Below are 17503 nucleotides of genomic sequence, written 5' to 3' on the forward strand. Positions count from 1 at the left end.
AAAAAAAACAACATTATGAAAAGTGTATTACATAAAGCAACTACAAGGGGCCATGCAGACCATGGTTGGTTAGAAAGTTACCATACGTTCAGTTTTGCGGGATATCATAATCCAGAACGAAACCAATTTGGCGTACTTCGTGTACTCAATGACGATAGGGTAGCCGAGGCGAAGGGGTTTGGCACCCATCCCCATGACAATATGGAAATCGTCTCAATACCATTGAAAGGTGATCTAGAACATAAAGACAGCATGGGCAATACGACCACTATCAAAGAAGGTGATGTGCAGGTTATGAGTGCCGGCACGGGTATTTTCCATAGTGAGTACAACAAGAACCCCGATAAAGAAGTCCGGTTCTTGCAGATTTGGGTATTTCCCAATAAGCGAAACGTAACACCTCGGTATGATCAAATTTCTACCAAGGATATTGAAAAGGAAAACAGTTTTTATCAAGTGCTTTCACCAAACCCAGAAGATGAAGGGGTATGGGTGCATCAAAATGCTTGGTTTCACTTAGGTAAATTTGAAGCCGATGCCACAGAAACCTATCATTTCAAAAACGAGGGCGACGGGGTATATGCTTTTGTTCTCGAAGGGGAAGTAACCATCAATGGGCAAACTTTGAACAAACGCGATGGGTATGGAATCTGGGAAACCGACAGTTTTGAATTCAAGGCGTCTACCGATAGTAAAGTATTGCTGATGGAAGTACCTATGGAATTACAGGCGCTTTAAATCAATCGAAAGAAAGCCCAAAATTAATTAAGCAATCCCAAAGAGGCATATTGCGCCTTGTCTGGGATTGCTTTTTTTTCTTCTATAATTTTTTAGAATTCCTTATTTTACGGGGCAAATGAGCGTTTCAAGCACCATCATTATCATTTTGCTTTCCGTAGGTTGTGTTCAAGGCCTGATTTATGGTGGTATCCTCTTAAGAAGTTCAGAAAACAACAAATTGGCCAACCGCATACTGGCCACTATCCTATTTTTTCTTTCTTATCGCTTATTAGTGCAAATACTTAGATTGTTCGGCTTGGGGCGTTATGACGGTTGGTACTATGTTATGCTCGATTTTAGTTGGATACACGGTCCCCTGCTCTACTTTTATGTCAAGGCACATTTGACCAACAACTTTAAATTCAAAAGAAATGATCTAGTGCACTTGATTCCATTCGCCATACAGGTCGCCTTTAGCATTTTCGTTCGATTGCAAAACCTGTATTGGGAAGGCACCCGCGAAAGTTTATCTTGGTTGGGGTATTGGGGCTATGTGGTTTGGATGAACCTATCTACCATCTATTTTGTAGCCAGTATTTTAATAATCCTATATGCTACCAAGGCACAAAGACTAATTAAGGTTAAAAATCGGGGTGAAACAATTTCGAACGGCAGTTTGAATTGGCTAAAAAAGGTGTTGCTTGCATTCAAAGTCTACTTTATTGTCGTACTATGTATTCTTATAGTTGATTTAATCGTCATTAACAAGGCAGCATTTACCTCTTATTTCTACTTCACACAATTTTATTACTATCCATTTTTCATCGGCATTTCGGGTCTTACTTATTGGTTGGGTATTGAAGGGTATAGAAGAAAGGACTCTAAATATTTAAGAGCAAAAATCCCTAATGATGAGTTGGCACAATTGACGATGATTGCGAATGATTTGAACGCAACCATGGAAGAAAACAAATGGTTTAAAGATCCAGAGCTGACTCTGGGCAGTTTGGCAGCGAACATGAAAATAAAACCATACCTATTGACCAAGTGCCTAAACACGGTTATACAAAAAAAGTTTGCCGATTACATCAATGAATTACGGGTAAAAGAATTACAATCTCTTTTGCAACAACCCAAAAATAAAAAATACACCTTATTAAGTTTGGCCTTTGAAGCGGGCTTCAATTCTAAATCATCTTTCAATAGGGCCGTAAAAAAACACCTAGGGGTCTCCCCCAGCGAGCTAAGAACTTCTTTTTAAGGTCCCGATTTTTAATTTGACACCACCCCCGACTTTTAAAATAGTCTCAATTTTAAAATTGAAGCGTCCACAATTGGGCAATGCCTTAGGTTTGGGCAAACAAAAAAATATATTCCATGAAAACAAAAACAGTACTCAGCTTATTTATTTTTTCTTTGTTCATGACCTCGGCTTTTTCACAAGAAAATGAAAAAGTAGACCCTAACGTTCTTTTAGGGGAGTGGAAATTGGATATGAGCCCAGATGACGAAAATGATACCAATTTCGCCATGATGCGTATTACCAATGTAGAAAACAAGAAAATCCAAGGAACGTTTTACCGAGAAGGGGTCAAACTAAAAAATGGACAAATCAATACCCAGCTAGGCATCCTTTATGCCGCATTGACCTCTGGGGATAATTCTGGGGAATACAACACTTCGTTTTATTTTAAAAATGGTAAACTCTACGGAACGACCCATGCCTTAAACCGAAACTTTCTTTCGGTTTGGATTGCAGAAAAGGTAAATTGACGGCATGTTTAAAAATCGGCTTCCCAGCATTATTTATACTGGGAAGCTTTCACAATCGTTCCTTTAATAATCTGACCAACCCATGTGCGGTCTTCATTGCATTTAATTCTTGGGTTGACACCAACACCTCCAACCCATTATGCGTTTCTATCAATACAATCGGAAACTCAAATTTATAACCGAACTTACTGGCATACTTCTTGGCAAACTCATCTTTGTGCAAAAAGATCATTTGATCCGTACTCTGTTTTCGAAACTTTTTCCAAGTACGATTTTCGCTAATCACGCCAAAGGTAATATCACAGAGCTTACAATCGTAGGTGGTTGGGCTAAACACTTTATGCATACTATCCATAACGGCATTTCTTTTTCCTGAATTCGCATTATAGACAAATACCAACTTTTGAGGTGTCTTCTTTTTCATGACCTAAAAGTACAACTGTTGGGCGAACTTGAAATGACGATCAAATGATTTGCATCACTACCTATAAAAAACTTAACGTGTAGGCCTTTTGGGAAATCATAAATCGATTTTTTAATTTCGCCTTAAAAAATCAAGCATTCATAAAGCTATTTACACATTACATAATCGTTCAAATACTACTGTTTCAACAACAGATCTCTTACTAGATGGACTATTTGAGGTCTTTGATCCTTTCATCGACCTTAGGGTCCCGATTTCTAAATATTGGATTTCATTTAAGCATGAAATGGGGTTAGGGTTAGATAACAATCAATTTTTTTCGTATTATTCCGTATCCAATTACTTCTTGGCAATCTATGAGACTAATTGAGTTTATAAAGAATTTAGAACGAGTCAATGCCCTATCAAAACACGAACAACTCGTTTTAGGAATCATGGATGCCATCAATTCGGGCCACTTAAAGGTCGGTTCCCAACTTCCCTCGATCAATGTTATGGTCGATGAGGTCGGATTTGCTCGAAAAACAATCGTAAAGGCATATGAAGAGCTAAAGGATAAAGGACTCGTCGAGTCTAAAAAAACCAAGGGTTATTTCGTCATAAGCAACAAAACGGATGTTTATTTAAAGATAGCGCTCATAATGTACTCCTTTCAGCGGTTTCAACAAGAGTTTTACAATGCTTTGAGAAAAGAGCTTGAAGACAAAGTACAAATTGATGTTTTCTTTCACCATAACAATGATGAGGTCTTTGAGACCATATTCTCCAACATCAATGGAAAATACGGTATGTACATCGTGGCACCCATTATCGGCGAAAAGTCAAAGAAAATCCTTAAGACCCTTAGTCCGGAAAAACTGATTGTCGTAGATCGATTTCTAGATCTAGGCCCTGATTACACTTATGTAACGCAAGAATTCAAGGAAAGCACCTACGCCATACTTGAAAAATTAATGCCTAAAATCAAAAAATACAAGCGTCTGGTACTTTTCTATCGTGATGATATGGACTATCCCACGGGAACTTTGGAATCATTAAAAAATTTTGCATCCCATAATCAATTGACCCTGAATATCTCAAAGAATTATGAATCGAACTCGTTAAGCAAGGATGTCATGTATTTCGTGATCAGCGATTCCGATTTATGGTTGCTTTTAAAAGACTGTAAGGATCGCGATTTCAGAATAGGGAAGGACGTGGGTGTGTTATCGTTCAACGATCATATCGTAAAGGAACTGATTTCAGGCGGTATCACTACGATTTCAACCGATTTTAAGCAAATGGCGGTAACAACTGCCCAAAACATCAGGGCATTGAGCTTTTCCAAAAGGATAATTTCTACTGACCTTATTGAACGTGAGTCTATGTAAGGGTTTTCTTCAAAAAGAAAATATTATAAAAAAATCAATTCTATTATTTAATTAATCTCATTTTTTTTAATTAAAAATGATAGTTATTCATTTTTTTTATACTTTCGTTCAATAGCATAGACTATCATAGCATAAAAACCTAAAACAAAACGTATGAACAACTACTCTTTTAAAAGGTTTGCCATTTTGCTCGCCTTTTTGTGTTCTGGTGCACTTATTGCGCAGCAGACTACAATTACCGGTACGGTTTCAGATGATACCGGACCTCTCCCTGGGGTCAATATTGTAGAAAAAGGTACCGTAAATGGTACGACCACCGACTTTGATGGAAACTATAGTATCACCGTGGCCCCTGAAGCTACATTGGTGTTTAGCTATATCGGCTATCAAAACCAAGAAATTCCCGTAAACGGACAAACGACCGTAAATGTAACCATGATCGTAGATGCACAAAGTTTGGATGAAGTGGTCATTACCGGTTTTGGTTCACAGGCAAAAGTTGATGTAACCGGAGCCATTGCCCAAATCAAGCAACAAGAAATCAAACAAATCGTCAATGCAGATCCGACTAATGCTTTACAAGGTAGGTTAGCTGGTGTGCAAGTTGAAAGTGGTGGTGGTGGCCCAGGTGCACCGACCAATGTTATAGTACGGGGTATCAGTTCGTTGACCAATACATTTCCCCTTTATGTGGTGGATGGCGCCATAGTCGATGACATTACCTTTCTCAACGCAAAGGATATCATTGATATTCAGGTACTCAAAGATGCTACATCGGCAGCTATTTATGGTACCAGGGCCGCCAATGGGGTAATCATTATATCGACCAACCGGGGCACTATGGATTCGGCACCCAAGGTTTCAGTTGATATTCGCAGTGGGGCAAATTCCGTTGGAAGAACATTGGATTTTCTTGACGGCCCCGAATTTGTGGCATTCTTAAACCAACGTAGTGCAAATGAGGGATTACCCGCGAATATTACAGATCCCGGGATAAATACCGATTTTCAAGACCTCTCGCTCAACTCAGGTTTCATACAAGATTATGGGTTTAATATTTCTGGGGGTGGTGAAGATTCCTCCTATTTTTTCTCCGCCAATTATTATGATGAAGAAGGTATCGTAACCAGTACTGATTTTCAACGTTTTAACGTTCGGTTCAATAGTAGGTTCAAGACCGGTAAATTCACGTTTGAAGAATCGTTCTCCTACAATCAAAGAGACCTCAATGACAATACCTTTTTTGGTAATGGAACCTTTACCGCCCCTGTAGTCAGGGAATCCGCTCCTGAAAGATTGGGAGGGTTCGAAGCCATTGACTCGAACTTATACAATGGCTCAGGGGGAACCAATAATTTCGCGTTGGCACAATTGGTCGATGACCAAGTGACCCAAAGAAACCTATTAGGTAATTTCAATGTCAAATATAAGATACTTGAAGGGCTTAACATCGGGGTGAACATCGGGGTGGATTATAGAAACACCTATGGCAACTTCTTTCAACCTACATTTGACCTAAGCCCGACCGACCAACAAGTGAACCTAAATGAATTGAATGACCTTACCGAAGTTCGAGGTGAAATATTATCCACCAACATCGAACCTACCATTAATTATAAGAATACTTTTGGAAAACATGGTATTGATGTACTCTTAGGGGGTGCACGCCAACAGACCGACAACAATTCCCTGGCAGTTTTGGCAGAGGGCCTACCATCTAACAACATCACCAATATCGCTTCCTTTGCAGACCAAATCGTAAACTCTGGTGGCGGCAGGTTCCTATCACGGGTGTTTTCCCTTTTTGGAAGGGTGAATTATAAGTTTGACAACAAATACCTATTCACGGCCATTGTACGTAGGGATGCCTCATCAAGGTTTTCCCCTGAAGATGATTTCAATAATATCGTGCTTCCGGCATTCTCGGCAGGTTGGGTAATTAGCAATGAAGACTGGTGGCCCGAAGATTCCCTTTTCAATACACTTAAAGTAAGGGCTGGTTATGGCGAGCTGGCTTCCCAGAATATTGGTGACTTTTTGTTTCAATCCGTCTTAAACCCATCATCAAACGTCAGTTTCAATAATACTACGGCAGGTGGTTTCGCGATCACTTCATTGGTAGACGAAAATATCTCATTTGAAACTGCCGAATCTACCAGTATCGGTATTGATGGCGCCATATTGAACAATAGCATCACATTTGCGGCAGATTATTTTGTCAGGAACAACAATGACGTATTGGCACAGGTGGCCGTACCCTCGACTACTGGATCCGCAAATGCCGTAACGCAAAATGCAGCCTCAATTCGAAATAGGGGTTTTGAATTTCAAGCGAATTACAACCACAATTCAGGAGGCGATTTTGACTTCAACGTAGGGTTGACCTTTGCTACTATAAGCAATGAGCTTACGGAACTTCCGAACCCCTTGGTCGGACCATCCATTGACGAAGAGGGCAACACCCCCAATCGATTCGAAGTGGGGCAACCAGTGGGCTTCTTTTTTGGTTTTGAAAACGATGGTATTTATAGAAGTCAAGCTGAAATCGATAATGATCCAGGTGTTGCCAACGACCCTGAACGAAGGGCCATTTTGCAACCCGGTGATTTTAGAAGGGTAGATGTTGATGGCAACGGTATTATCAATAATGATGATAGGGTGAACCTAGGTTCACCGGTAGCCGATTTTACCTATGGTGTGACTTTCAACGGAACCTATAAAAATTGGGATTTTGGGTTAACCCTAAATGGGGTACAAGGAAACGAAATCTTTAACGCCACCCGTTTTACAGGAACATTTTTCTTGGATGGCAATAAATTCGGATACGTACGTGATGCCTTTGTATTAGGGCAAAATGAAAACACTAACATTCCGAGGGCGTCCCTACCCAATGCTGCTGGAAATCAACTACCCTCTGATTTTTATGTTGAAGACGGTTCGTACTTAAGACTCCGCACCCTAGAAGTGGGATACGACCTGACCGACTTTATCAATATCGAATGGGTAAGCAATGCCCGAATATTTTACAACATGCAGAATGTATTTACCATTACGGATTATAGTGGATATGATCCTGAAATCGGTTCCACTTTGGCTGGTACGGGTGGTGGTTTCTTTGGTAACCCCAATAACACCCCTCCAATTTTCGGTAGGGGAATTGACCTGCGTGCGCAACCTAGGCCCCGTACTTTTATTCTAGGGGTTCAGGTATCTTTTTAGTAGTGGTTATGAATTAATGAAAATTATAAAAATGAAAAACAGGACGAATAAACTTTTGATTTTGACCTTGCTCTCCGCTTTATTGATTCCCTTTAATGGATGCAATGAAGATCAGCTCGAAATTTCGAACCCGAATACCGTCTCGCAATTAGACTTCTTCAACAACGAGGATGATTTCAGGGTGGCCGTAAATGGCATGGTACATCCCATCACCGCCGTCTTCTTTTGGGGGCGTGTGGTTCACACGGGGCCACTCTTACGTTCAGACGCATTTAATGTGGTGCCTTTTGCGAACAATACCACCATGTCGACCCTTCAAGGGGTGCCTGGGGTCAGTAGATGGGCCACGGACATGTTTCCACAATTGTATCAAACGATATTTAGGGCCAATACGATTCTCGAAGAGGCCAATGATGAAAATCTACCCACTGGGAGTGCAAGGGATGAGATATTGGGTCAGGCCTATTTCATGCGTGCCTTCGCGAACTGGTACTTGGCAGCCTTTTGGGGCAATGTACCCCTGGTTTTAAATACCCCAGAGACCCAAGAAGATTTCTTTCCATCACAGGCGACACAAACTGAAGTCTTCAATTCGGTAATTGCCGATTTAGGAATGGCAATAAACATGCTGCCGGCAACATGGTCCGACAATGACTTAGGGCGACCGACAAGTGGTGCTGCACAAGCATTACGAGGGAAAACGCAGCTCTACCTTCAGAATTATGCTGAGGCGGCCTCAGATTTTCAAGCTGTTGTGAATAGTGGAATTTACAGTCTATTGCCAGCAGGGCAATATGAAGAGAACTTCACCGTAGTCAATGAAAACAACGTAGAGTCGGTATTTGAGCTGCAATTTTCACCTCAAGACAATTTTGTATGGGGATCTGACGTGCCACTTACCGGCTCTCAGAGCAACTTCTATATTGATTACTCCCCCCCAACGGTAAGCTTGGACAGAAGTCATTATATCAATCCCCATATTCTACAAACATTTGAAGACAATGCAGATACCGTAAGGCGCAATGCCACTATTGCATTTGACTATCCAGGGGCCACTGGGTATGGAGGGGTTCCGTTCTTAGAAGATTTTGCACCCGATATTGAAGCTGCCCAAGTCGCTGGCGTAGACCCACTTTTTACGAGAAAATATGCGATGCTCTTTGCAGGCACTCGGCAAGAACTTCCAGGGTTTGGACAGACCGTAGGTGTAAATTGGAGGATAATACGCTATGCTGACGTATTGCTGATGCTGGCGGAAGCCCAAAATGCACTAGGTAATACCCCAGATGCCATTTCTTTGGTCAACCAAGTGAGGCAAAGGGCACAAATAGCCGATTTGGTCGGAGGCCTATCGCAAGATGAAACTTTTGATGCCATAGTGGCCGAACGTATTATGGAGCTTACAGGGGAAGGTCATCGATACCTTGACCTGGTCCGTTGGAATTTAGCAGACGACGTAATGGGACAAGGTTCCACCATCGCTGGTGGTAGACATCCTAAATCATTGGCTGGGGAATCCGCATTTTTCACTCCTGGTCGCGATGAGTTACTTTGGATTCCCGTACCAGAATTAAATGCCAACCCCAATCTAGATCAAAATCCAGGTTATTAAGTTTGAGTTAGTTTATTTCAAGAAGGTCAAGGCCGAGCATTTATGATACTGTTTGGCCTTTGACTTATGACACTGCTTTTGATGAAAAGAATAGAATATTATTCTCCTTTTTCGGTTTTGGTTTGATCATCGGGTGTATTCAAAAAACTACAATACGACTATTTGAAATGGGTTCCTTAGACCATGTGGGTATGGGCCTTCAAAATAATATTGGGCTTTAGTAAACCCAAAATAAAAAAGACGTTCTTGAAAGGCATTCGCCTAAGATATTTTTAACAAAGTTGATCTAAAAAGCCTATTTTTTTATGTAAATCAGGTAAGTTAGATGCCGTAAATCAACAATCATAGATGCTCAAAATATTTACTTTCAAAACCCAATAATGATTGACTCGTTTGAAACAACGCAAAATATTACGATAAAACAAAATCAAAATCCAGTCGAGAATAGACTGAATCGATTGTTGGACGAAGAAGGTTTATCGATATATCGGTTTAGCCTACATCATGAAACGGAATTTATTCCAAAACCCATCATTTTAGAATGGAAGTTTCCTGCAGTTGGTGTTTTGGGGGTTTGGAAGCCTACGGCGGATTTTTCAAAAAGGATCGAGGCTGACTGGGAGTTGGGGAATCACGAGTCGCGAATTTCGATAGATGCCCCGGTATTGGCCCTCTTTCGTGCAAATGATGAAAACGGACTCTGTTTTTCTTGTTCCAACGCCATCAATAGGATTGAGATGAGTGCTAAATACCGAGAAGAGGACAACAACTTCTATTGCCAAGTGATCCTATTTACCGAATGCAAATATCCCATCAAGGATTTTAGTATTGATATTCGATTAGACTCTAGAAAAATGCCATTTTTTGAAGCGCTGAGACAAACTTCTACTTGGTGGGAATCTTATGAATTCTTGAAACCCGCTTATGTTCCCAATATCACAAAACAACCCCTATATTCAACCTGGTATCAATTTCATCAAGACTTAGACGAGCAACTTTTACTCAAAGAATGCAGTATTGCCAAAAAAATGGGGTTTGAGGCGATTATCATTGATGATGGGTGGCAGACGAAAGATAATAATAGGGGATACGACTATACCGGTGATTGGCGGCCAGAACACTTTGAGGACTTTGGTCGGTTAGTACGAAACATACAGGATATAGGGCTGAAAGTGGGCGTTTGGTATTCGGTACCCTTCTGTGGCACCAAATCAGAGGCCTACAAAAGGTTCAAAGGGAAATTTCTTACCGAAAACCATCGTTGGGCACCGGTCTTTGACCCCAGATTCCCAGAAGTTAGGGAGTACTTGGTCAATACCTACCTGCAAGCAGCTAGGGATTGGAACTTAGATGGTTTTAAATTGGATTTTATTGATGATTTTAAGAGTTATCCTGAAACAAGTTTTGATCTTAATGATGGCAAAGACTTGCTCTCGATAAATGCAGCTGTCGACATACTATTGACTGAAGTACATGCCGAGCTTCAAAAAATCAATCCAGAAATCTTCATTGAATTTCGGCAAAAATACACCGGCCCGGCAATGCGAAAATATGGTAACATGTTACGGGCCTTTGATTGCCCCGGCGATTATACCATGAATAGGGTACGTATTGCCGACATCAAAATGTTGGCAGGCAATACAGCAGTACATGCCGATATGGTCAAATGGAACTTTGATGAAACCGTTGAGGCCGCCGCCCTTCACTATATCAATACGTTTTTTGGGGTACCCCAAATCTCCGTTATGTTATCAGAGGCCCAAACGTCCCATTTGAACATGATAACATTTTACACCAAGTACTGGAGGGAAAATTCAGAAATACTCTTGCACGGGGAGTTTTCACCAAAACTTCCGTTAGAGAACTATCCTGTACAAAGTGCGACCAAAGACGACAAAATCATTTTTGGATTACACTCAGACCAGATCATATCGCTTCAGTCGACTATGGATGCTATTGACGTGCTAAATGCCAAATCAAGTGAAAAGGTATTGGTAGACGCAACTTCCGATTTTGGCGAATATGACTATGCAATTTATGATTGTAAGGGGAACATCATAGCCAAAGACACTATAAAGGTAACTCAAGGCATCAACCTATTCCATGTGCCCGCAAGCGGGTTATTGCAACTACAACGAATAGTATAGCTGATATGAATACTGCAATTAATATTGTTGCTATCAAAGTCCATTCTAGGGCATTTCTTTTAATCAAATTTAAAAGGGGCTAAAAGATGACGACCAAAAATGAGATCATTATCAAGTCACCGGGAAGGATAAATTTGATTGGAGAACATATCGATTACAACGATGGGTTCGTTTTACCGGCAGCAATAGACAAATGTATTTTGCTGCGGTTGACCATTAATGGGCATTCTAACCGCTGTACCGTGAAGAGTGAGGGGTTTACCAGTGTGCTGATCGCCGATTTAAATAATCTTGCAAAGGGCACGGAAGGTTGGCATAACTACGTGCTCGGCGTTATTGGTGAACTACAAAAATTGACCGATAAACTCTCTGGCTTCGATTGTACCATGCGTAGTACCGTTCCGGTCGGTTCGGGTGTAAGTTCATCAGCAGCATTGGCCTGTGGTCTAGCCTTTGGTTTGAACGAACTTTTTAAATTGGGCCTTACCAAATGGGACTTGATAAAAATAGGGCAGCGAACAGAACACGATTATGTTGGAACAAAATGTGGAATCATGGACCAATTTGCCAGTGTCATGGGCAAAGAGGGGCATTTCATGCTTTTAGATTGCAGGTCCCTAGCGTTCCAATATGTCGCAACGGAACTGGGGGATTATCGTATGCTTTTGTTAAATACCAATGTGTCGCACAACCTGTCTGACGGGGAATACAATATTAGAAGGGAACAATGTGAAAAAGGATTGGATATTTTAGTAAAGCGCTTTAATATTGACAGAACCTTCAGAAAGGTAACTTCAGAAATGCTTTTGAGCATCAAGACCGAGCTTGGCCCGTTACTTTTCAATCGCTGTTCTTACGTTATTGAAGAAATCAAAAGGGTGCAAAAAGCCGCAAGGGAACTCAAAAATGGTAATCTTGAAAGCGTAGGCATGCTGATGTACGAATCCCATGAAGGACTTGCTAAAAAATACGAGGTAAGTTGTGATGAACTTGACTTTTTGGTTGAACTCTCGAAAAACGAACCTGAGCTATTGGGGTCTCGAATGATGGGAGGTGGTTTTGGCGGTTGTACCCTTAACCTCATCCACAAAGATGCAATTGATGACTTCGTAAAAAAAGCTGCCAAGGCATACAAAAAAAGCTTTAATATCAATTTAAACCACTTTCAGACCCAACCCAGTGAGGGAACGGCAATAATATCCAACTTTTGAGTAAAATGGAACTAGGCGAACGACCCCATAGAAGATTTAATATCCTGACCGGAGAGTGGATTTTGGTTTCTCCGCATAGAACCAAGAGACCATGGCAGGGTAAAACGGAAAACGAGACCATTTTAAAACAATCGACCTATGACGAAAAATGCTATCTCTGCCCCGGGAATACCCGTGCGGGTGGTGCAATCAATGAAACCTACACGGACACCTATTCTTTTGTAAATGATTTTGGGGCCATTTTAATGGATGGTACTAAAACTACCCAAAAAAATGGACTGTTGATGAGCGAAACGGAATTGGGTATTTGTAAGGTCATTTGTTTTTCACCGAACCACAGTCTGACCTTACCGCTTATGAAAGTAACGGATATTGTCAAAGTGATCAAGCTCTGGAAAAAAGAGTACGCAGAATTGGGAGCCTTTGAGGAAATCAACCATATACAGATTTTTGAGAACAAAGGTGAGGTAATGGGCTGTAGCAATCCGCATCCGCATGGCCAGATTTGGGCGCAATCAACTATTCCAGAAGAACCAAGAAAAAAGGGAATCCAGCAAAAAATATATTTTGAAGAGCAGGGCCTAAGTCTTTTACAGGCTTATTTGGCCCAAGAGCTAAAAGCCAAAGAGCGTATCGTCTATGAAAATGATGATTTTGTGGCCTTGGTACCATTTTGGGCCACTTGGCCTTATGAAACCATGATAATCCCCAGAAAACACTACCAACATATTGGTCAGCTAAGCAAAGTTGAAGAGACCTCATTCGCAGAGGCTATCAAAGTTCTAACGACCAAATATGATAACCTATTTGAGGTTTCTTTCCCCTATTCAGCAGGCATCCATCAATCCCCTACCGATGGACTGGAACATAAAGAGTGGCATTTTCACATGTCTTTCTATCCCCCACTCTTACGTTCCGCAACTGTAAAAAAATTTATGGTCGGGTACGAGATGTTCGCTAACCCCCAACGCGATATCACCGCAGAGCAGGCTGCCAAAATAATGAAAGCCCTTTCAACTAAGCATTATCTCGGTTGAAGTCAGTACTAACAAAAACAATTTAGGTGCTTTTAATAATATCTAAGTATAATGCCCTTACCGCGATTGATTATTTAAAATTTTTGAAGGCACCTCAGGTCTTTTCGATAGGTAACATCAAAAAACAGCAATGGCTTCCCAAAAAATGTTCGCAATCACAAAAGGTATTACCAAAAAAAAGAACCACGAGGCATAAAAGTTTTTTAGCATATTCTTTATATAAAAGTGTATTTTCAATCTAAAATTCAACAGTAAGGACCATCATGACAACATTTGTTAAAAACCCGATTAAAACCCTATCACTAATCCACCTCGTGATGGTCGCCGGTCCACTTTTGGTCGGTACCATACTTTACCTCAATACCGATATCAAAATGGATGGAAGCATAGGCGATGATATTTTCGTGTACGTTTTCCCCTTGATGGCATTGGTCGGCATTTTTTCGAGCAAGTATATCTACAATATCTTATTGAACAATTTAAAAAAGAATGACGACCTGCAGCAGAAATTGGTAGGTTATCAAACAGCTTCATTCGTAAAATGGGGATTGCTAGAAGGACCTGCCTTATTGAACATCATGTGGTTCAGCACCAACGGAAACTTGTTGTTCTTGACTGTTGGGGGCACGCTGCTTGTCTTTCTTTTTGTACAACGCCCCACTAAATCCAAAATAGAAAATGAACTCGAATTGAAAGGAGAACACAAAAGGGCTTTTGATAGGCTCGACTAAACCATTTCAATCTATGTCAAGTAAATTCAGCTGTGTTATCATTATCGTAGTTCTAATCCATTGTTCGCAAGTACGGGCACAACATGACTTTTTTCGTCAATTGGCCGATTCCGCACTTACATTGACCGAAGACAAGGTGACTTACGACCCAGCCTATTTTTCAATCGGCTACCCAAATGGTGATGTCCCCAAAAACAAAGGCGTGTGTACCGATGTAGTCATACGGGCCTACCGAAAGGTGAATATTGATTTACAGAAAGAAGTCCATGAAGATATGGTGGGCAATTTTGATTTGTATCCAAAAATATGGGGTCTGCGGCGCACGGATAAAAACATAGATCACCGGCGCGTACCCAATTTAATGACTTTTTTTGAACGCTTTGGCACTACCCTACCCATCAGCCAAAAAGCCCAAGATTACAGGGCAGGTGATATCGTATGTTGGAGCTTGGGCGGAGGGCTCACCCATATCGGTTTGGTTTCCAAACTAAGAAACCGTCAAGGAACAAGACCCCTTATCATTCATAATATTGGTGGCGGCCAGATACTGCAAGACTGCCTTTTTGACTATAAGATCATAGGGCACTACCGCTATGAACCCTAATTTAAGCGTCTAATGTTTGCTTACAGGCCTATGACCGCGCTTAAGAGGCCAACCCGAACACTATAAAACACTCAACAAATCCATAAAAATTTTGGGAACTCAAAATCTTTTCTATATTTGCAGTGTACTAGTTATCTAATACACTAGATATGATATCGATAAAAAGCTTGTATTATCACTATCCGAAGAGCAGCATGGTACTGAACGATATCTCAGTCAATTTTGAACGGGGTAATATTTATGGGCTATTTGGTAAAAATGGTGAAGGCAAGAGTACGCTGCTCAAAATCATGTCGGGGCTACTATACGCAAAATCTGGCGAATATACCGTTGACCATAAAAGCGGGCTGCACAGAAACGCTCGCACGCTTCAACGGTTGTTCTTGGTGCCCGAAGATTTTGAATTGCCCGCGGTGACCATAGCAACCTATCAGAAAATAAACGGTCCGTTCTATACCAACTTTTCAAAAAAGCAATTTTACCATTTGATAGCGGAATTTAAATTAGCACCTCAACATCATATTGCCAGACTCTCTTTTGGTCAAAAGAAAAAAGTATTGATAGCCTTTGGTATCGCTACTAACACGCCAATTTTGCTTATGGACGAACCGACAAACGGGCTCGATATTCCATCCAAAAGTCAATTTCGTAAAATTATGGCCAGCATTGCCGACGAAAACAAGTGCATCATAATTTCAACGCATCAGGTACGTGACCTTCATAGTCTCATCAACCATATACTTGTGCTTGATGAGGCCAAAGTTGTTTTTGATGCATCTTTGGCCAAGGTTTCAACCGAATTCTGGTTTGGCAAACGAAAAAGCACCGAAGATTCCATAATATATACCGAAGCCGGTTTTGGTGGTAAGAGCATTTTACCACGTGGTAATAAAGAGGAGACGGAAGTAGACCTTGAACTGCTTTTCAGCGCAGTTCTGACGCAAAATACGGCAATCAATACTATACTAAAAACTAACGATCATGACTAAAGGCTTCGATATGCATCGTGTCATCAATCACATCAAAAGAGATGTGGTATTGGTCAAAAGTACCATTGGCACGACCTTGTTGGTTTCAGCAGGATTGCTCTTTATGCTCTGCGTTCTTGCACAATTATGGGATAAAAAACTGGACAGCGATGAATTCATGGGGGCGTTTAGTCTTATCTATTTTATTTCTGGTTCGGTGCTGAGCTTTTCATTTTTTCGGGAAGCCCATCATGCCAAGGCGAATTCGCTATATTTCACCTTGCCCATTTCTTCATTTGAGCGTATCAGTGCTGTATGGTTGGCTACTGCAGTATTGTACACATTTGTATTTTCAATTATGGGTATTCTTGTTGGGTGCATGTCCATCTTTTTTGGCAGTCTATTCTTTGGGGCTGATTTCACCCTATCTGCACTGTTTTCAATGGGATATTGGCAAGCGGTTGCAGTGTACCTGACCATACAGCCAGTTTCCCTTTTTGGTGCCCTTACATTTAAAAGTAACCGTATCGGCAAAACTTTACTGTTCATCGTTTTGACCGTTTTAGGTTTTGCCCTATTTAATATAATGACCTATGGTCTTCTCAACTACGGATATGATGTTTTTGACGGAGGCCCTTTACGAAATCAGGCTATGGAAAAAACCGAAAGCGATTTATCAATTCTAGGAAAATCATTGTTTGTGATTATCTCAGGACCTATTCTATTAATAGTAACCTATTTTAAGCTCGTGGAAAGGGAAGTATAACGAATGGATTTTGACAATAGCAAACCTATTTACCTACAGATTGTGGATTTCTTCTACGAGAACATTCTGGTGCGCAGATGGCAAGATGAAGAGCGGATTCCATCCGTACGTGAAGTAGCGGTTATGGTAGAGGTAAATCCGAATACCGCCATTCGAGCCTTTAACCATTTGCAAGAGTTGGAAGTCATCTACAACAAAAGGGGTATTGGTTATTTTGTCTCAAAAGATGGTTATGCGAAAGTACTTGACATTAAAAGAAACGAATTCAAAGAACAAACACTGCCCGATGTTTTTAAACAAATGCGTTTGCTCGATGTCACCTTTGAAGAAGTAAAAAACCTATATGACCAACATGAAAAAGAGTAATAGCATACTTATTGTTGCCTTCGCAGTTTTGGCACTGTTCTTTTTGGCCTTTCAACTTACCTTTCATACATATGTAAAAAAAGGGGAGGCAAGTGGAATCGGCACATATGTTTCTATAGAGCGCTCATTAACATCGTTCACTAAACTAAAGGTGAGAGATGAGGTTATGGTACATTATACACAAGACACACTGACACAGCTAAAAGTTGAAGCCCCCAAACACCTTTTGGATTCCCTAAAAACAAACGTAGAAAATAACGAACTGACCATAACAATCGGTGAGGCTCGCGTTGGCAATGACTCCATACTTCTATATATCAACAACCATCAGCTTAAGACCCTAGAGATAGGTACGGAGGCTTATTTTGAAAGTATGGATACCCTTTTAGGTAAAGCCCTGCAATTGACCGTACAAGACAAAGGCATCGCAAAACTGAACCTCTCGTACGACAGCATTCATTGTAGAATAGCACCAGATTCAGAAGTAGTATTTAAAGGAACCCTAAAAAATATCGATTTTTCAAACTTGGAGTAATTATTTATCAATCAATCATC

Annotated in this window: 16 protein-coding genes; 15 read left to right on the forward strand and 1 reads right to left on the reverse strand. The window is 40.8% G+C overall.

The window, feature by feature from the left end; translation table 11 throughout:
- Positions 1-15: 15 nt before the first annotated feature.
- The 3 genes from AACM45_RS06070 to AACM45_RS06080 all read left to right on the forward strand — a co-directional run bounded on the left by AACM45_RS06070 (position 16) and on the right by AACM45_RS06080 (position 2493).
- Complete coding sequence (locus AACM45_RS06070; RefSeq protein ID WP_339141421.1) at positions 16-738, forward strand: pirin family protein; 723 nt, start codon at positions 16-18, stop codon at positions 736-738.
- Positions 739-856: 118 nt separating this feature from the next.
- A complete protein-coding gene (locus AACM45_RS06075) occupies positions 857-1981 on the forward strand; it encodes a helix-turn-helix domain-containing protein (RefSeq protein ID WP_339141422.1) in 1125 nt (374 codons plus the stop codon).
- 116 nt (positions 1982-2097) lie between these two features.
- Positions 2098-2493, forward strand: a complete 396-nt coding sequence (locus tag AACM45_RS06080; RefSeq protein ID WP_339141423.1) for a hypothetical protein — start codon at positions 2098-2100, stop codon at positions 2491-2493.
- Positions 2494-2542: 49 nt separating this feature from the next.
- On the opposite strand, the gene AACM45_RS06085 is transcribed toward AACM45_RS06080, so the two are convergent.
- Complete coding sequence (locus AACM45_RS06085; RefSeq protein WP_339141424.1) at positions 2543-2917, reverse strand: GTPase; 375 nt, start codon at positions 2915-2917, stop codon at positions 2543-2545.
- Positions 2918-3273: 356 nt separating this feature from the next.
- Between AACM45_RS06085 and AACM45_RS06090 the strand changes: the two genes are divergently transcribed.
- From AACM45_RS06090 to AACM45_RS06145, 12 genes are all read left to right on the forward strand, one after another.
- Positions 3274-4287: a GntR family transcriptional regulator gene (locus tag AACM45_RS06090; RefSeq protein ID WP_339141425.1), complete on the forward strand. Its 1014-nt coding sequence runs from the start codon at positions 3274-3276 to the stop codon at positions 4285-4287.
- Positions 4288-4440: 153 nt separating this feature from the next.
- Complete coding sequence (locus AACM45_RS06095; RefSeq protein ID WP_339141426.1) at positions 4441-7506, forward strand: SusC/RagA family TonB-linked outer membrane protein; 3066 nt, start codon at positions 4441-4443, stop codon at positions 7504-7506.
- A gap of 31 nt (positions 7507-7537) precedes the next feature.
- Positions 7538-9118, forward strand: coding sequence for a RagB/SusD family nutrient uptake outer membrane protein (locus AACM45_RS06100; RefSeq protein ID WP_339141427.1), 1581 nt, complete (start codon positions 7538-7540; stop codon positions 9116-9118).
- A gap of 380 nt (positions 9119-9498) precedes the next feature.
- Complete coding sequence (locus tag AACM45_RS06105; protein ID WP_339141428.1) at positions 9499-11265, forward strand: glycoside hydrolase family 36 protein; 1767 nt, start codon at positions 9499-9501, stop codon at positions 11263-11265.
- Positions 11266-11351: 86 nt separating this feature from the next.
- A complete protein-coding gene (gene galK / locus AACM45_RS06110) occupies positions 11352-12476 on the forward strand; it encodes a galactokinase (RefSeq protein ID WP_339141429.1) in 1125 nt (374 codons plus the stop codon).
- Positions 12477-12481: 5 nt separating this feature from the next.
- Positions 12482-13513, forward strand: a complete 1032-nt coding sequence (locus AACM45_RS06115; RefSeq protein ID WP_339141430.1) for a UDP-glucose--hexose-1-phosphate uridylyltransferase — start codon at positions 12482-12484, stop codon at positions 13511-13513.
- 263 nt (positions 13514-13776) lie between these two features.
- Complete coding sequence (locus AACM45_RS06120) at positions 13777-14244, forward strand: hypothetical protein (protein ID WP_339141431.1); 468 nt, start codon at positions 13777-13779, stop codon at positions 14242-14244.
- A 13-nt stretch (positions 14245-14257) separates the two neighbouring features.
- Positions 14258-14848, forward strand: a complete 591-nt coding sequence (locus tag AACM45_RS06125; RefSeq protein ID WP_339141432.1) for a DUF1287 domain-containing protein — start codon at positions 14258-14260, stop codon at positions 14846-14848.
- A 149-nt stretch (positions 14849-14997) separates the two neighbouring features.
- Positions 14998-15837, forward strand: a complete 840-nt coding sequence (locus AACM45_RS06130) for an ABC transporter ATP-binding protein (protein ID WP_339141433.1) — start codon at positions 14998-15000, stop codon at positions 15835-15837.
- Positions 15830-16582 carry a hypothetical protein gene (locus AACM45_RS06135; RefSeq protein WP_339141434.1) on the forward strand — a complete coding sequence of 251 codons (753 nt, stop codon included), beginning with the start codon at positions 15830-15832 and terminating at the stop codon, positions 16580-16582. Before AACM45_RS06130 ends, AACM45_RS06135 begins: the two co-directional genes overlap by 8 nt.
- A 3-nt stretch (positions 16583-16585) precedes the next feature.
- Positions 16586-16948, forward strand: a complete 363-nt coding sequence (locus AACM45_RS06140) for a GntR family transcriptional regulator (RefSeq protein ID WP_339141435.1) — start codon at positions 16586-16588, stop codon at positions 16946-16948.
- A complete protein-coding gene (locus tag AACM45_RS06145) occupies positions 16935-17483 on the forward strand; it encodes a GIN domain-containing protein (protein ID WP_339141436.1) in 549 nt (182 codons plus the stop codon). Before AACM45_RS06140 ends, AACM45_RS06145 begins: the two co-directional genes overlap by 14 nt.
- Positions 17484-17503 lie beyond the last annotated feature (20 nt).

It is taken from the genome of Croceitalea sp. MTPC5 (assembly GCF_036985505.1).
Taxonomy (GTDB): domain Bacteria; phylum Bacteroidota; class Bacteroidia; order Flavobacteriales; family Flavobacteriaceae; genus Croceitalea.

What these genes read in the sequence shown, in the direction of transcription:
- AACM45_RS06070 (WP_339141421.1), top strand. Translation starts at nt 16, where the DNA reads ATGAAAAGTGTATTACATAAAGCAACTACAAGGGGCCATGCAGACCAT.
- AACM45_RS06075 (WP_339141422.1), top strand. Translation starts at nt 857, where the DNA reads ATGAGCGTTTCAAGCACCATCATTATCATTTTGCTTTCCGTAGGTTGT.
- AACM45_RS06080 (WP_339141423.1), top strand. Translation starts at nt 2,098, where the DNA reads ATGAAAACAAAAACAGTACTCAGCTTATTTATTTTTTCTTTGTTCATG.
- AACM45_RS06085 (WP_339141424.1), bottom strand. Translation starts at nt 2,917, where the DNA reads ATGAAAAAGAAGACACCTCAAAAGTTGGTATTTGTCTATAATGCGAAT.
- AACM45_RS06090 (WP_339141425.1), top strand. Translation starts at nt 3,274, where the DNA reads ATGAGACTAATTGAGTTTATAAAGAATTTAGAACGAGTCAATGCCCTA.
- AACM45_RS06095 (WP_339141426.1), top strand. Translation starts at nt 4,441, where the DNA reads ATGAACAACTACTCTTTTAAAAGGTTTGCCATTTTGCTCGCCTTTTTG.
- AACM45_RS06100 (WP_339141427.1), top strand. Translation starts at nt 7,538, where the DNA reads ATGAAAAACAGGACGAATAAACTTTTGATTTTGACCTTGCTCTCCGCT.
- AACM45_RS06105 (WP_339141428.1), top strand. Translation starts at nt 9,499, where the DNA reads ATGATTGACTCGTTTGAAACAACGCAAAATATTACGATAAAACAAAAT.
- galK (WP_339141429.1), top strand. Translation starts at nt 11,352, where the DNA reads ATGACGACCAAAAATGAGATCATTATCAAGTCACCGGGAAGGATAAAT.
- AACM45_RS06115 (WP_339141430.1), top strand. Translation starts at nt 12,482, where the DNA reads ATGGAACTAGGCGAACGACCCCATAGAAGATTTAATATCCTGACCGGA.
- AACM45_RS06120 (WP_339141431.1), top strand. Translation starts at nt 13,777, where the DNA reads ATGACAACATTTGTTAAAAACCCGATTAAAACCCTATCACTAATCCAC.
- AACM45_RS06125 (WP_339141432.1), top strand. Translation starts at nt 14,258, where the DNA reads ATGTCAAGTAAATTCAGCTGTGTTATCATTATCGTAGTTCTAATCCAT.
- AACM45_RS06130 (WP_339141433.1), top strand. Translation starts at nt 14,998, where the DNA reads ATGATATCGATAAAAAGCTTGTATTATCACTATCCGAAGAGCAGCATG.
- AACM45_RS06135 (WP_339141434.1), top strand. Translation starts at nt 15,830, where the DNA reads ATGACTAAAGGCTTCGATATGCATCGTGTCATCAATCACATCAAAAGA.
- AACM45_RS06140 (WP_339141435.1), top strand. Translation starts at nt 16,586, where the DNA reads ATGGATTTTGACAATAGCAAACCTATTTACCTACAGATTGTGGATTTC.
- AACM45_RS06145 (WP_339141436.1), top strand. Translation starts at nt 16,935, where the DNA reads ATGAAAAAGAGTAATAGCATACTTATTGTTGCCTTCGCAGTTTTGGCA.